This is a genomic window from Pseudarthrobacter sp. ATCC 49987, from assembly GCF_009928425.1.
GTDB lineage: Bacteria > Actinomycetota > Actinomycetes > Actinomycetales > Micrococcaceae > Arthrobacter.
On the sequence record NZ_JAABNS010000001.1, the window covers coordinates 505958 to 519877 of the forward strand.

Consider the following 13920-nt stretch of genomic DNA (forward strand, 5'->3'; position numbering starts at 1 on the left):
GACCGGCCCCGAGAAATCGAAGTCGTTTGGCCGTTGTGAGCCCGCCGCGCTCCCTATGATGGAATCATGGCCCGCCCAGCACGACCTGAACGCAAGGCAGAGCTGCTGGCCGCCATTCTGGACTACCTGATGGACAAGACCCTCGCGGACCTCACCTTCCGGAGCCTGGCCGAGGGGCTGGGGGTCAGCAGCTACGTGCTCGTGTACCATTTTGGCCACCGCGAGGAGCTGGTGAACGAGATCATCCGCACCATCGAATCCCGGCTGGACAGCATCCGGGCCACGGATGTGAAAGACATCGACAGGGAAGCGTGGCGGGCATTCCTGCTGGAGTCGTGGCGTTGGACCATGGCGCAGCGCAACCGGCACTTGGCCAGGCTGGAGTTCGAGGCCACGGCGCAGGACATCGTGGCCGCGCCACCCCGGGGAACGGCGCAGGAACATTACAGGATGCTGCACGAGAAGGCCCGCGACTGGCTTATGCTCCAGGGCATCCGGCGGGAATTCGCCAACACCGATGCCCGCCTCTTCACTGCTGCCTTCTACGGGCTGCAGTTCGACTTCGTGGTGAACAACCAGCCGGAGGAAGCGAGCGAGGCCTTCGACTTGATGCTGCTGGTTTTCTTCAACAACCTGCACCGGCGCCTGGCCGCCGACGGCCAGCACATCTGACTCGGAACAACTGCCGCACAGCACACCTGACAGGCAGAACCGGGCCGCCCCCGGTCAAGGGGCGGCGTGGCGGTCGATCCAGTCGACCCTAGGCCGCAGCTCCTCCCAGCGCCGGGACACTTCAGCCGCAGCGCCGGGGGTCGCGAGCCAACCGGGTTGGCCCACGTTGACACCTGCGGTCAGGGACTTGTGCTTGAGGAGCTCCGCCCGCGGATGGTCCTTGTCGAAGCCGCGGGGGACAGTTTTGAGGCTGTCGCCCTCCACAGCGAAGCCGGCAGCCTCGATGTCGTCAACGATCGCCTGCAGGGCCTCGCCGCTGGCCGGCGCATCGACCGCACTGCGAAAACGCGTCAGCTGGGCAGGCGTATGGGTGTGGCAGCCGCCTCCAATGAGGAGGCCGTCGGCGCTGAGCTGGATGTAGAACCCCACACCTTCGGAGGTTGAGGCAAACGCGCCCTGGGCGGTCTTGTAGGGAGACTTGTCCAGCGAGAACCGGATGTCCCTGTTGGGCCGGAAAAGCTTGGCCGCACCAAAGGACGGTTCCAGCTCGGCAAGCAGCAGGGTCAGCGGCACTTTCACCGCGGCGTCGTAGGTTGCCTTGTGTTCCAGCCACCAGTCGCGGTTGTTGTTGTATTCGAGCTCTCCGTAGAACTGGAAGGCGGCATCCGGGATGCCTGCGAATGTGTCCATGTATGGATCGTAGGGACACCGCGGGTGTCCTGGCGAGCAGGTGTGGCCGCCACGTGGAAAAGCGCAAAAAACTCCCCGCCACGAGGATCCGTGGCGGGGAGTTTTTAGCATGCGGGCAAGCCGGGCCGGAGCGGGCCGATCAGACCTTGTTGGCGGCCTCGGCGTCAGACTCGACCTGACCGGCACCCAGATTGGCGCGCAGCTTGGCGCCGAACTCGGCGTCGACGTTGGTCCAGTACTGGATGGCGCGTTCCTTGATCGCGGCGTTCTTGACGCCGCTGACGGCACCGGTGACGGTGTCCAGCAGGCGGGCCTTGGCGCCGTCGTCGAACACTTCGCGGTACAGCGTGCCGGCCTGGCCGAAGTCGCCGTCCTCGGCGTGCAGGGAGTGCGCGGAGAGCGTGAGCTCACCGTCGTTCTCCCAGCCGCCGGCCGGGTTCAGCGGCTCCACGGCAGCGGGGCCGCCGAGGGAGTTCGGTGCGTAGACCGGAACGGACGGGGCGTTGAAGAGGTACCGGCCCTGGCCGTCCTGGCTGTAGTTGTTGACCTGGTTCTTGGGCAGGTTGACCGGCAGCTGGGCGTGGTTGGTGCCCACGCGGTAGCGGTGCGCGTCGGCGTAGGAGAAGATGCGGGCCTGCAGCATCTTGTCCGGCGACGCGGCGATGCCCGGCACGAAGTTCGACGGCGCGAAGGCGGCCTGCTCGATCTGCGCGAAGTAGTTCTCCGGGTTCCGGTTCAGTTCCATGGTGCCGACCTTGATCAGCGGGTAGTCCCCGTGCGGCCACACCTTGGTGACGTCGAACGGGTTGAAGCGGTAGGTCTTGGCATCCTCGTACGGCATGACCTGGACGTGCAGGTCCCAGGAGGGGAAGTTGCCGGCGGCAATGTTCTCCTGCAGGTCGCGGATGTAGAAGTCGCCGTCGGCGCCGGCCAGGGCCTCGGCCGCGTCTCCGGTCATGGAGTTGACGCCCTGGTTGGAGCGGAAGTGGTACTTGACCCAGAAGCGCTCGCCCTCGGCGTTGATCCACTGGTAGGTGTGCGAGCCGTAGCCCTGCATTTCACGCCAGGAGGCCGGGAGGCCGCGGTCGCCCATCAGCCAGGTGACCTGGTGCGCAGACTCGGGGGAGAGGGTCCAGAAGTCCCACTGCATGTCGGCGTCGCGCAGGTGGGTGCCCGGGAGGCGCTTCTGCGAGTGGATGAAGTCCGGGAACTTGATGCCGTCGCGGACGAAGAACACGGGGGTGTTGTTGCCGACGAGGTCGTAGTTGCCCTCGGTGGTGTAGAACTTCACGGCGAAACCGCGGGGGTCGCGCCAAGTGTCGGGGGAGCCTGCCTCGCCGGCGACGGAGGAGAAGCGAATGAGCATCTCGGTCTCGGTGCCCGGCTGGAACAGTGCGGCCTTGGTGTACTTCGAGACGTCCTCGGTGGTGGTGAAGGTACCGAACGCGCCGCCGCCCTTGGCGTGCACGACGCGCTCCGGCACACGCTCGCGGTTGAACTGCGCGAGCTTCTCGATCAGGTAGTGATCGGTGAGGATGATCGCGCCGTCAGCGCCGACGGATTTCGAGTGGGCATCGGATGTGACCGGGGCACCGGTCTGGGTTGTGGACACGGCGGGCGCAGAGATGTTCTGAGTCATCGTTCTCCTATTTTCTTGGTTGTACTTACTTACGTTCGGAGGGAAGTTGTTGGGTGCGCTGGCAGTCCTGGCAGATGCCCTGGTACAGCACATCGGCGATCTGGATGGTCATCGGCTGGGCGTTCTCGTCCCAACTCGGCGTCAGGCACGGCGCATGCCCGACGGCGCATTCGACGTCCTCCACCCGGCCGCAGCTGATGCAGACGGCATGGTGGTGGTTGTCGCCCACCCGCGTCTCGTACAGGGCGGGGGAGTGCGGGGGCTCGAAGCGGCGCAGCATCTGCAGGTCGGTCAAATCGCCCAGGACCACGTAGACGGACTGTGCGGTCAGCTCGGGGAGATCCTGGCGGGCGGCGGCGAGGATGTGCTCGGCGGGGGAGTGCGGGTGGTGTTCGACGGCGGTGAGCACGGCGAGCCGCTGCTTGGTCACCCGGCGGCCGTGGGCGCGCAGGGCGGCAGCCCATGCCTCGTGGGTGCCCGCCGGATCCGTCATGCCCCCATTCAAGCACTTATTATGAGTCGATCATAATAAGGCTCGGCTTATTACGCCGATTCTTTCGGGCGCCTCCCCGGCGGGTGCGTCCCGGCGGGCGCGGCGCGCACCCGGGTCACCGGCCGGCCGATCCGGCCCCACTAGAGTATCCGGGTGGGGAAATATCTGGCGGACATCACGCCTTTGCGCGAGAGTCCGGCGTTCCGCCGCCTGTGGCTGGGATCCGCCGTAGCGGCCGTGGGCAGCCAGTTGACTCTGGTGGCCGTGAGCCTGGAGGTCTACCGGCTCACCCAGGACAGCCTCTACGTCGGGCTGCTGAGCATTTTTGCCCTCGTGCCGCTGGTCTTCGGCGGCCTGCTGGGCGGCTCGATCGCGGATGCCCACGACCGCCGCAAGGTGGCCCTGCTGGCCTCCTCGGTGCTGTGGCTGACCACCGCCTGCCTCGCACTGCAGGCCTGGCTGCATGTGGGGAACGTCTGGCTGCTGTATGTCCTGATCGCGGTGCAGAGTGGCGCGCAGGCCATCAACCAGCCAGCCCGCAGCGCCATCATCCCGCTGCTGGTCCGCAAGGAGCTCCTGCCCGCTGCCAACGCGCTGAGCATGATCAGCTTCGGGCTGACCCTGACGGCCGGGCCGCTGCTGGCCGGGCTGCTGGTCGCCACGGTCGGCTTCGCCTGGACCTACACCATTGACGTGGCCACCTTCGCCTTCGCCTTGTGGGCGCTGTTCAAGCTGCCCGCCATGCCGCCGGGGGAACATGCCCGGCCCGCGGGGCTGCGCTCCGTCGTCGAAGGCTTCCGTTTCCTGGGCACCCGCCCCAACCTGCGGATGACCTTCATCATCGACCTCGTCGCCATGATCTTCGCCCAGCCCCGGGCGCTGCTGCCCGCGATCGGCGCCGTGATGATCGGCGGCGGCGAAACCACGGTGGGGATCCTGCTGGCCTCCACGGCCGTCGGCGCGTTCCTGGCCGGCCTGTTCTCCGGGCCGCTGGGCGCGGTGCGGCGGCAGGGGACCGCCGTCGTCTGGTCCGTGATGGGCTGGGGCGCCTCCATTGCCGGGCTCGGCCTCGTCGTCGTGCTCGCCGGGAACGCCGGCGCCGAGGGTGTGACGTGGTGGCTGCTGCCCGCGGCCCTCTCCTGCGGGCTGGCCGGCATCGCCGACTCGGTCAGCGCCGTCTTCCGCACCACGATCCTGCAGGCCTCGACGCCGGACCACCTGCGCGGCCGGTTGCAGGGCGTCTTCATTGTGGTGGTGGCGGGCGGGCCGCGGGTGGGGGACATGCTCGCCGGCGGTGGGACTAAAATTCTGAGTGAAGGCTGGGTCCTGCTTTTGGGCGGCCTGTTGAGCATCGCGGTGGCGTGGGCCGTGGCGCACTGGCAGTCGGGCTTCCTGAAGTACGACGCGCGGAACCCGGTGCCATAGCGGGACGTTTTTCTTGTGCGGGTCGATATTGGGACGACTTCTGGAGGAACAGTGCATCAGCATCACAACGGACTGAAGACCGCCGCCCTGTTCGGCGTGCTGTGGGCGGTGCTGCTGGGACTCGGCGCGCTGATGGCCTCCAGCATGCGCAGCGCCGCTCCGATCTGGATCATGGCCCTGGTCGGCGTCGCCACGACGGCCTACGGCTACTGGAACAGTGACAAAATCGCCATCAGGGCCATGCAGGCCTTTCCCGTGACGGAGGCTGAGGCGCCCCAGCTCCACCAGATTGTCCGGGAGCTTTCCGCCGCCGCGCAGCAGCCGATGCCGCGGATCTACATCTCACCCACGATGGCCCCGAATGCCTTTGCGACCGGCCGGAACCCGCAAAACGCGGCGGTGTGCTGCACCGAAGGCATCCTGCGGATGCTCGACGCGCGGGAACTCCGCGGCGTGCTGGGCCACGAGCTGATGCACGTGTACAACCGGGACATCCTGACCGCCTCGGTGGCTGCCGCCGTCGCCGGCGTCATCACCTCGGTGGCGCAGATGTTCCTGATCTTCGGCGGCGGCGGCGGGGACCGGCGCAACGCCAACCCGATCGCCGCGATCGCCATGGCCCTGCTGGCACCGTTTGCCGCCTCGCTGATCCAGATGGCCATCTCCCGGACCCGGGAGTTCGACGCCGACGAGGACGGTTCCAAGCTCACAGGGGACCCGCTGGCGCTCGCCTCCGCGCTGCGCAAGATCGAGCAGGGCGTGCAGCTGGCGCCGCTGCCGCAGGACCAGCGGCTGGTCAACGCCTCGCACCTGATGATCGCGAACCCCTTCAGCGCCGGCGGTGTCGCGAAAATGTTCTCGACGCACCCGCCGATGAGCGAGCGGATCGGCCGGCTCGAGCGGATGGCCGGCCGGCAGCTGGGCTAGTCCGCTGGGCCCGGGCTGGCGACGCGCAAAAGTCCTGGCGACGCGCCTGCGGACTCGTGACACGCGAAAGGGCTGTCGACCCGGGAATACCCGGTGCGACAGCCCATTTGCGCAGCGTGAGGAAATCTGCGCCGCGGAGAGAGCCTAGCTGCGGAAGTTCACGAACTGCCAGCTACTGGCTGAGTGGAGTTGGCAAGTGCTGAGTTCCGCGAGTTCTAGGGGTTCCGGGGGTTGGTGGTGCTTGGCCAGACTCGCCCCTTTGCGGACCTCTTGCGGACTTTCTGCGGACTGGACTTCAAGAGGAATTCAGTTCCAGGCCGACCCGTATGTCAGCGCCCGGCATCAGGGGAATGCTAGTCTCGAATTACTCAGGCCGAACAGTCGGCCTTGATGAGCGCGTCGGGGGACTTGTGAAAAAAACCATTGCCCTGCTTGGTTGTGCCGCTGTGCTGATGACGGGCTGCGCGGCTCAATCTGCAGATTCGGCCCCGTCCAGCAGCCCCGCTCCCGCAAGTCCTTCGAGTAGCTCGCCCCCGGCATCCCCAGTTTCATCCACCGTCGCCAGCGCTAAGAGCTTCAGCCGACAGGATCAGATCAATGCCATCTATCTCAAGGGAATCCGGAGTGACCAGCCCGCCTTGGGCGTCGCCGCCGATGCGGATCTGATTTCGATCGGCCAGGGCCTGTGCAAGTTGTACGAAGGTGGGGCCAAAGGCACCGATGTGAACCATTACATTCTCACCGCGGCAGGATGGGCATACACCGTGCCGCAACTAGTCTCGATGCATGGCGCGGCCGTGGGCGCGTTCTGCCCCCAGTACATCGACAAAATGGGCCTATGAGCGTGAGCGACGAGGCAGCGAAAATCCCGCGAACCTACACAGTGGCTCAGCTGGCAGAGTATCTCCAACTCCAACCGGCTGCCGTCCGCAAAAACGCCAGGGGCGGTACTTGGCCACACCTTGCACTCGGCCCACGCACAATCCGCTTCACGGAGGCGCACCTCAGCGCAATCCTTGCTCTCTCCGAGTCGGCTCCACCGCCGCCGCTTACCCGCCTCCACCGCAGGCGGGGCGAGCCCCCGCGTTATGCCCCCGTCTCGCCCTGATTGGTCCACCGAACGGAATTCAGCGCCAAGACGACCACGGGGTGTCGCTACTACCGACACCCTTAGCGCCTCTGATGACGAGAAGGGTGTCATTAGTAGTGACACCCACTCGCAGTCCCTCGATGCAGAAGACAAGGGGGGTACGCAGATGATGAGTACCCCCGGCATGGCCGCCCCAGTCTCTCGATGAATGACCTAAGTACCACTGAGGCCATCGATTTGAATCGTTCGAAAGCAGACGGCGCGGACCCCGATGCCGTCGGAGGGCTCTATCAGGATGAGTTCATTACTACTGAACGCACCCTCATTTCGAATGAGGGCAGGGAAATGAACCACGGCAACGCACTCGCACACTGGAGGAGGATGAGAAAGGTTCCATCACTATTAGTGATGGAACTCCAGGCAACCCAAATAAGGCCTACGTGACCGAGGCAGGCGTGTCGTGGTTGCTTCCATTGTCCTTCAGTTGTCCACTGCGCGTACGCCTTGCCAGCTCCTCAATCAGTGCGGCCGCCGGCACCTGGGCCAGTACTGCTGTGGCTGGCTTCTGTGAGCCCAGCGGCCTTGGTGCCGGCTTGCCTCCAGCTATCGCCTTGAGCTCTTGCAGCTTATCGGCTGGCATAGCTGTCTCGCCGTGTTCCCATCGCCTGAGAGTGGCGACTGAGACGCCGATGGCTATCGCTACTTCCTGCTTCTTCAGCCCTGTTCGCTCAATCAGCTTTGATATTTCTGATGTGTTCATTACTCCAGAGTACGCGCCCTGAGCGCTTACAACATAGGCATGACATCGAGCCTTGGAATGCAGATAGAACACTGCTTGACATGAGCGCTCTTAGCGCTCATGATGAATACATCAGCAAGGCAAGCAACAACTAAGGAGCGGGGTAAACCATGAGCACCACCACCGAGACTGTCCGAGACGAAGCACCGCTTAGCGTTCCTGCCGGATTCAGAAGAGCAACGGCCGCCGACCTCACAGACCGGCCGTGCGGCTGGGTTGGTCCTAAGATCCACGCTCCCTACCTGGTCGATGGCCGACCCGAGACGGCGGCTACCGTGGCTTGGACTCCGGACGAGGGAATGGCCCCGATTCTGAACGAGGACGTCTACCCGAACATGGATTCACCCGCCGCCGAAGATGCGTTCGAGCGCCTCCAGATGATGCTCACATACGCCGCTCTCGAAGCCGAAGCGACATCGCCCTCGGAGCTGGCCAAGGCCTACCGGGCCAGCGATGACAACCTCTACAACTTCCCCGCCCCGTGGGATCATGCCGACTCGGCAGCCACCACGCTCGTTGAAGAAGTCATGAGCGCCCACGAAGTGATCGGCGGCGGCGCGGCGATCGGCCTTCAGCTCCAGATCTCCCTCGATGAGTTCGAGCGCCTCGGCCTCGACATGGTGACCGAAGGCGACCTCCTCCAGCTCACCGGGACACGCGACGAAATCACCCGGGCCGCCGACGTCTTCGCGGCCATGGGGACCAAGCTGCAAGCATTCCTGAACAAGCAGCCGGTGGAGTGATGGCCATGACGTACATCGAAGCCCTCCACCACGCGGTCCACGCCAACATCGAGGCCCACCTGGCGGGCCGCGGCCATCAGAACCTCAGTCTCCGTGACGCCGAGCCCGCGGGAGAACGCCCGGATCGTCTCCGGGTCAGGGAGCAGCTTCCGCTGGAACTTCGGGTCGCCCCACTGCTGCCATGTCGACAGCTTCGAAGCGTGGCCGAGGCCCGCGGCCTTCTCCATCAGCTCACGGAATGACCGCTCCCCCTTCACCTGCAGCATCAGGGCTGCCCAGAGTCTGGATGAAGATGAGGTGACTACTACTCACGTCACCGACACTCTTGGTCGTGAGCAGAGGTCCCGCCGCCGCTTCCCCGTGAGTCGCGCCGCAGGACCCGGCGCCCGACTACCTAGACGCGACACGGCGACTCGTGAGCGCCGGCCGAGCAATCAATGCATACGATCATCCCGAGCCGTCCAAGGCTCACACAACAGAGAATTATGGGGAACTTCATGAGCAATCCCGCCGGCTGGTATCCGGACCCGTCCAACGCGCCTCAGACGCGCTACTGGGACGGTGATGCATGGACCAGCGAGACGCGGCCCTTTGCGCCGCCAGAGGCCTCCCCTGAGGGCGGGAAGAAGCCAACCAAGAAGAAGCGCGGCGATGGGTGGATTGGCTTCGGCATTGTCATTGCCGGCCTTGGTGTGGTCACGGCCATCACCGCCGCTTTCACAACACACGTCGACGCCTACGGCCATAGCGTCCAAGGCGGTCCAACGGTGTTCACTTTCCTTGTCATCATTCTTGGAATCATCCTGGCGGCGATCGGATTTTGCATCCGACTGCTTGCCGCGGTTGAGAAGCGCTAAAGGGCCGATGCTGGCTACCTACTTACAGAGGCAGGACTTTGACAATGAAACCACTCGCCACCACGGCACTCCTCGCAGCGTCATTGCTGATGGCCGGATGCGCCGGCACGCCCCAGGCCACGCCGGAGGAACAATTCACCAAGGGCGTCATCGCGGCTGTCCCCGATATGTCGAGCATGGACTCAGCCAAGTTAGTTGATGCGGGGCACACGATCTGCGATCAGATGAAAGGCGGGAAGACGCTCGCTCAAATGGATGCTTTCACAAAAAGCACCGGCACTGGGACTCTTAGCGAGGCAGACGCGAACAAGATTCGGGCCATCCAGCGCAATGCGGCCACCTTCCTATGTTCCGAGTTCAAAGACCAAGTGAAATAGCGCAATTGAAGGCCCCTGTCACACTGCCGGAGGCGTGCCGGGGTCCGCAATCGAGGTGGCCGTCTACGCCAGCGAGGGATTCGTCAGCCAAGGCTGCGGAGCCTGGAAAAAGATCGACTGACCGCTGGATAGGGTCTGAATCGTACCTACGCGCCCCTACGGTGGCCGTTCACCTCATGGGCGGCCGGTAATCCGTAGACCCTAGAAAAGAGCCCTGTCCCGTGATTGCTAGTCACGGGGCAGGGCTCTCTTGTGTGCGGTGGAGGTCAGTCGGTCACTGGCGGCCGTGGCCGGCGGCTTGGTGTTCCCGCCTTGTATCCGGCAAGCAAGACCTCGATATCGTGCCTCAAACGTGCATCTTTATCATTTGAAGCATCGGCCGGGAGTGCTTCCATCAGCGCCTACAGCTGGGAGCAGGTCTCCGACTTGGGAGCGGACCGCGGTTGTGTGCGACATCCCAATTCCTTCGATTCACTGTGTGCGCATCTTCCAGGCGATGGCGCTTGCGATCTGCTCGGGCGTCGCGTTGCTCTGGACGCTGACGTTGTTCGTGATGTTGCTGCCCTGAGCTTGCTGCCCGACGATGCCCGTGGGCTGAGCCGAGCCCGTGGCGTAACCCGCAGCGAACCGGGATTGCATGGCGTCGCCGATGTTCAGGCCGGCGTTGCTTGCCTTGAGCCAGGGGAGGTTGGCCCGGGTCTGGTCCTCGTTGGTGATGAACTCACCGGAGCGGACCGCGAGGGGCCTGCCGCCAACCATTGCGAGGATGTTGTCGACGTTCGGCCGTGAAGGTGGCCTGCCGGGGATCACACCGCCGCCGACCATGCCCATGATTGAGGCGACGGCGCCGCCCGTGAAACCGCCCTTGGGTGGCCGGTAGGTGTCGCCGTTCACGTCGGCCTGCGTGGCGTACTCGCCCTTTTGCTGAATGAACTGCGTGAGGGTCATGCCAACGTGGATCTGGCGGCCGTCGAGATTGTCGAGGACGCCCTTGAGCCTCTCGGCCTCCTTCTTGGCGTAATCGTCGATCCACGTCTTGATGTCCACGCCAGGCGGGATCTTCAGGACTTCGCGGGTTAGGTCGACTGCTTTCTGCCCCTGAATGCCCATCCCGTCGGCGGCTTTGATCATGCTGTCGTAGGTCTTCTGCATTTCGACTTGGACCTTCGCCTGAGCGTCGGCGCCGGGCCCGGCCACTGACTTGGCGAGGTCAAGGCCGGAACGCATGACGTCCTGGAACTTGGCGTTGAGCTGCTGGCCGGAGTCGGTTGCGAGGTCAAAGTCGGTACGTGTGCCGTTCAGGGCGTTGGAGACGTCGACGTTGCCCTTGGCGAGGTCGGCCAGCGCCGTTCGCGCCGCTTCGGTGGACTTGTTGAATTTCGTTGTCGCGTCGCGGGTGTTCAGGGTCGCGAGGCCGCTGGCGAGCATCCCGTCGAGGACCAGTTGCAGGTCCGTGGCGAGGCCCTCAGCGGACACACCAGCCTTATCGAGTGACGCCTGCAGCTCCGGGCCGATCGGCTGGACCCGCCCGGCGGCGTCGGTGTACTTCTCCGTCGCACCGGTGGCCGCCTGCATGGACGCCGGTATCTTGCCCAGAGCAAAGTCCAGGAGCTCATGCGGCTTGAGGTCGACTTCCGCAGCGGTAGCTTGCGCCTTCAGGGCGTTCGCATATTCAGGCGCCAGCTTGAGAAGCTGCTCCGTTGTGAGCCGGGTCCGGGACTGTGCATCAGCAGTCTTGTCAGCCTCATCCTTGATGAGGCTAAATATCTCCGCAGCCTTCTTGCCGGCACCACCTTTAGCCAGTGCGCCGAGTTGAGTATCGAGCCCATGCATGTTGTCACGCATGCGCTGCGTGGCCGACGTGCCCCCGGCCATATCGCCGATGAAGTTGTTGACGTTATCCAGGATCAGGTTGTCATTCAGCCTGAGAGCCGCCTGACCAAGGCCATCGATTTCGACGCCAATCCCGCTGTCCTTGAAGATTCCGTTGAGGTCTTCAACTGCATCCGACGACTTCAGGGTCGCCTGTGCGAAGTCTTCCGCCGACTTGGCTCCGTCAACGAATGACTTCTGAATCGCCCCGGCAATCTGCAACACGGCGAGAGCGCCGGCCGCGATGCCAGCCGCCTTGGCGACTTTCCCGAGGCCGCGGCTGCTGCCGTCAGCCTTGGTGTCGAGTTCAGCGAAAGCGTTTTTTGCGTCTACGATTTTCGGGAAGAGAGTCAGGAAGGTTCCGCCCGCGAGGGCCGCGGCCCCTGCGACGGCGCCGATTCCGAGGCTGGCCTGAAGGACGGGGCCAGGGATGTTACCCACGGAGTCGACAAGGTCTTCGAAGTTCTGGACCATGCCGCGGAGGACGTCGTTTGCCCCGGATCCTGATTTGAGGAACACGGAGTCCAGTGAGCCGCCGAGCTTCTCAATATCGCCGGACAGGTTGTTCTGCTTCAGGGCGGCGGTTTGTGCCGCGTAGCCGTTCTCGTTCACGGCTTCGGTCATCTTCTGGACGCCGTCCGCGCCCGCCTTGTACAGGGAGACGGCCGCGCCGAGCGCTTCGTTGCCGAAGATCTGGGCGAGGGCCGCGTTCCGGGACATTTCGTCGATGCCGCCGAGCCGTTCTTTCAGGACTTGCCCGGCGCCGTCAAGGCCGATGAACTGACCTTTCGCGTCTTCGAAGCTGATGCCGAGCTTCTCCATCAGCACGCGGGTTTTATCGGCAGGGTTCGCCATCGAGACGAGCATGGCCCGGAGCGCGGTGCCTGCTTTCTCACCGATAATGCCGGACTTGGCGAAGAGTGCGATGGTGCCGGTGGTCTGCTCGATGGAGACGCCCATCGCGTCGGCGGGGACACCAGCGTAGGACAGGGCCAGGCCCATGTCCCGCACCGAGCCTTGGGCCTTGCCAGCACCCGCGGCGAGGAGGTCCGCGATGTGCGGGATGTCCTTGCCGGAAAGTTTGAACTGGGTCATAGCCGAGGCCGCGTATTCGGCAGAGTCGGCGACAGACAGGCCGCCGGCAGCCGCGAGTGAGAGCGCGCCCGCGAGGCCGCCGCCCATGATGTCGGCGTTCTCCACACCAGCCTTGGACAGCTCCTCGATGCCCTGCGCGGCTTCCTTGGCAGAGAACGACGTGTCGGCCCCCAGCTTCACGGCGAGGCCGCGGAGGTCTGTCATCTCGGCGCCCGTGGCGTGGGTGGCCGCCTGCACGGAGGACATCTGCTTGTCGAATTCCGCGTAAGACTTGACGGCCACGCCGACGCCCACGAGTGCGGCCGTACCGAATCCCAGGAGTGTGGCACCGGCCGTGGACCATGCCTGGCTGTGGTCCTGCGCTGACTGGGCAAGCTTTCCGAACGTGGAGTTGGCGCGCTTGGCAGCCTCTTCCGCTTTCTCCTGCGCCTTGGCGTACGCGTCGGCTGCGGCGGACGCCTTCTGCTTAGCCGCCACTTCCTTGGACGCGGCGAGTTCGGCGGCGTTGGCGGCCGTCTTGGCGGCGGCGGCCTGCTTGTCGTAGGCCGCCTGTTGCTTCTGGGTCATGACACCCATGGAGCTGGCCTGCATGTCGTTGGCCTTGCGGCCGGCTTCGGTGGCCCGGGCTTCGGCGGCGATGCGCTTGTCTGCGGCTACGGCGGCTGCAGCGCTGGCCGTGCGTGAAGCTGCGGCGGCTTTCTCCGTGGCAGCGATGGTGGCGGCGGCCGTGGCCTTAGCGGACGCGGCGACCTTGTCCTGAGTGGCGAGGAACTGTGCAGCGTTCGCCCGGATCTCCATGACAACAGGGGGTAGGAATGACATCAGAGGGCCCCTGTTCGATTGGTTTGGTTCATGAGATTCTTTCGTGTCTGAATTTGGATGCTGGGACGCGGGCCATTGCTCGACTCAACCAGTGGCCAGACGATACCGTGGGATGCCAGCCACTGCTCCTGTGCTGACAAGGCGTTCCCGAAGAACTCGGCTACTTCCGGCGTCATGGCGCCCGGCGTTGATCTGATCTGCTCGAGCATCCGGGCCATCTGGGACATAAGTGCGAAATGGTGACCGAGTAGGGCGTCACGGAGGGCTTCCTCCTGTTCATCCGCTGGCATTACGTCATTGAGGTTTGGATCTTGATTGCTCATAAGGGGGCTCTTTCGTTGGTCAGGTCCGGCCGTTTGCGGCCGGAGTTCGTATATTCACTGGAGGAAACTGTTTTAATTCGGAGCGGTGGCGGTTAA

Annotated in this window: 14 protein-coding genes; 8 read left to right on the top strand and 6 right to left on the bottom strand. The window is 64.5% G+C overall.

Annotation, left to right across the window (positions count from 1 at the left end):
• The first annotated feature begins 66 nt into the window (after positions 1-66).
• Positions 67-672: a TetR/AcrR family transcriptional regulator gene (locus GXK59_RS02350; RefSeq protein ID WP_160664074.1), complete on the top strand. Its 606-nt coding sequence runs from the start codon at positions 67-69 to the stop codon at positions 670-672.
• A 54-nt stretch (positions 673-726) separates the two neighbouring features.
• Here GXK59_RS02350 and GXK59_RS02355 read toward each other — a convergent pair whose 3' ends face one another.
• From GXK59_RS02355 to GXK59_RS02365, 3 genes are all read right to left on the bottom strand, one after another.
• The gene (locus GXK59_RS02355) at positions 727-1362 is read right to left on the bottom strand and encodes a DUF2461 domain-containing protein (protein ID WP_160664075.1); all 636 of its coding nucleotides are present in this window, start codon (positions 1360-1362) and stop codon (positions 727-729) included.
• A gap of 139 nt (positions 1363-1501) precedes the next feature.
• On the bottom strand, positions 1502-3001 hold the full coding sequence (locus GXK59_RS02360) for a catalase (protein ID WP_160664077.1): 1500 nt from the start codon (positions 2999-3001) through the stop codon (positions 1502-1504).
• Positions 3002-3026: 25 nt separating this feature from the next.
• Positions 3027-3494 carry a Fur family transcriptional regulator gene (locus GXK59_RS02365; RefSeq protein WP_160664079.1) on the bottom strand — a complete coding sequence of 156 codons (468 nt, stop codon included), beginning with the start codon at positions 3492-3494 and terminating at the stop codon, positions 3027-3029.
• A gap of 153 nt (positions 3495-3647) precedes the next feature.
• Between GXK59_RS02365 and GXK59_RS02370 the strand changes: the two genes are divergently transcribed.
• The 3 genes from GXK59_RS02370 to GXK59_RS02380 all read left to right on the top strand — a co-directional run bounded on the left by GXK59_RS02370 (position 3648) and on the right by GXK59_RS02380 (position 6688).
• On the top strand, positions 3648-4919 hold the full coding sequence (locus GXK59_RS02370) for an MFS transporter (RefSeq protein WP_160664081.1): 1272 nt from the start codon (positions 3648-3650) through the stop codon (positions 4917-4919).
• A gap of 51 nt (positions 4920-4970) precedes the next feature.
• Positions 4971-5846 carry a zinc metalloprotease HtpX gene (gene htpX, locus GXK59_RS02375; RefSeq protein ID WP_160664083.1) on the top strand — a complete coding sequence of 292 codons (876 nt, stop codon included), beginning with the start codon at positions 4971-4973 and terminating at the stop codon, positions 5844-5846.
• Between the two features lie 410 nt (positions 5847-6256).
• Positions 6257-6688 carry a DUF732 domain-containing protein gene (locus tag GXK59_RS02380; RefSeq protein WP_160664085.1) on the top strand — a complete coding sequence of 144 codons (432 nt, stop codon included), beginning with the start codon at positions 6257-6259 and terminating at the stop codon, positions 6686-6688.
• Positions 6689-7372: 684 nt separating this feature from the next.
• On the opposite strand, the gene GXK59_RS02385 is transcribed toward GXK59_RS02380, so the two are convergent.
• Positions 7373-7696, bottom strand: coding sequence for a helix-turn-helix domain-containing protein (locus tag GXK59_RS02385; protein WP_160664087.1), 324 nt, complete (start codon positions 7694-7696; stop codon positions 7373-7375).
• A 149-nt stretch (positions 7697-7845) separates the two neighbouring features.
• Here GXK59_RS02385 and GXK59_RS02390 point away from each other — a divergent pair, with 149 nt between their 5' ends.
• From GXK59_RS02390 to GXK59_RS02405, 4 genes are all read left to right on the top strand, one after another.
• Positions 7846-8478: a hypothetical protein gene (locus GXK59_RS02390; RefSeq protein WP_160664089.1), complete on the top strand. Its 633-nt coding sequence runs from the start codon at positions 7846-7848 to the stop codon at positions 8476-8478.
• 5 nt (positions 8479-8483) lie between these two features.
• A complete protein-coding gene (locus GXK59_RS02395) occupies positions 8484-8720 on the top strand; it encodes a hypothetical protein (RefSeq protein ID WP_160664091.1) in 237 nt (78 codons plus the stop codon).
• A 255-nt stretch (positions 8721-8975) separates the two neighbouring features.
• Positions 8976-9335 carry a DUF2510 domain-containing protein gene (locus GXK59_RS02400; RefSeq protein WP_237393760.1) on the top strand — a complete coding sequence of 120 codons (360 nt, stop codon included), beginning with the start codon at positions 8976-8978 and terminating at the stop codon, positions 9333-9335.
• A gap of 44 nt (positions 9336-9379) precedes the next feature.
• The gene (locus GXK59_RS02405; RefSeq protein ID WP_160664093.1) at positions 9380-9712 is read left to right on the top strand and encodes a DUF732 domain-containing protein; all 333 of its coding nucleotides are present in this window, start codon (positions 9380-9382) and stop codon (positions 9710-9712) included.
• Between the two features lie 471 nt (positions 9713-10183).
• Here the strand turns inward: GXK59_RS02405 and GXK59_RS02410 are convergent, their stop codons facing one another.
• The gene (locus GXK59_RS02410; RefSeq protein WP_160664094.1) at positions 10184-13501 is read right to left on the bottom strand and encodes a phage tail tape measure protein; all 3318 of its coding nucleotides are present in this window, start codon (positions 13499-13501) and stop codon (positions 10184-10186) included.
• Positions 13501-13824, bottom strand: a complete 324-nt coding sequence (locus tag GXK59_RS02415) for a hypothetical protein (protein WP_160664096.1) — start codon at positions 13822-13824, stop codon at positions 13501-13503. Before GXK59_RS02415 ends, GXK59_RS02410 begins: the two co-directional genes overlap by 1 nt.
• Between the last annotated feature and the right edge of the window lie 96 nt (positions 13825-13920).

Coding starts and splice junctions, on each gene's coding strand:
- GXK59_RS02350 (WP_160664074.1), top strand. CDS start 67: ATGGCCCGCCCAGCACGACCTGAACGCAAGGCAGAGCTGCTGGCCGCC.
- GXK59_RS02355 (WP_160664075.1), bottom strand. CDS start 1,362: ATGGACACATTCGCAGGCATCCCGGATGCCGCCTTCCAGTTCTACGGA.
- GXK59_RS02360 (WP_160664077.1), bottom strand. CDS start 3,001: ATGACTCAGAACATCTCTGCGCCCGCCGTGTCCACAACCCAGACCGGT.
- GXK59_RS02365 (WP_160664079.1), bottom strand. CDS start 3,494: ATGACGGATCCGGCGGGCACCCACGAGGCATGGGCTGCCGCCCTGCGC.
- GXK59_RS02385 (WP_160664087.1), bottom strand. CDS start 7,696: ATGAACACATCAGAAATATCAAAGCTGATTGAGCGAACAGGGCTGAAG.
- GXK59_RS02390 (WP_160664089.1), top strand. CDS start 7,846: ATGAGCACCACCACCGAGACTGTCCGAGACGAAGCACCGCTTAGCGTT.
- GXK59_RS02395 (WP_160664091.1), top strand. CDS start 8,484: ATGACGTACATCGAAGCCCTCCACCACGCGGTCCACGCCAACATCGAG.
- GXK59_RS02400 (WP_237393760.1), top strand. CDS start 8,976: ATGAGCAATCCCGCCGGCTGGTATCCGGACCCGTCCAACGCGCCTCAG.
- GXK59_RS02405 (WP_160664093.1), top strand. CDS start 9,380: ATGAAACCACTCGCCACCACGGCACTCCTCGCAGCGTCATTGCTGATG.
- GXK59_RS02410 (WP_160664094.1), bottom strand. CDS start 13,501: ATGTCATTCCTACCCCCTGTTGTCATGGAGATCCGGGCGAACGCTGCA.
- GXK59_RS02415 (WP_160664096.1), bottom strand. CDS start 13,824: ATGAGCAATCAAGATCCAAACCTCAATGACGTAATGCCAGCGGATGAA.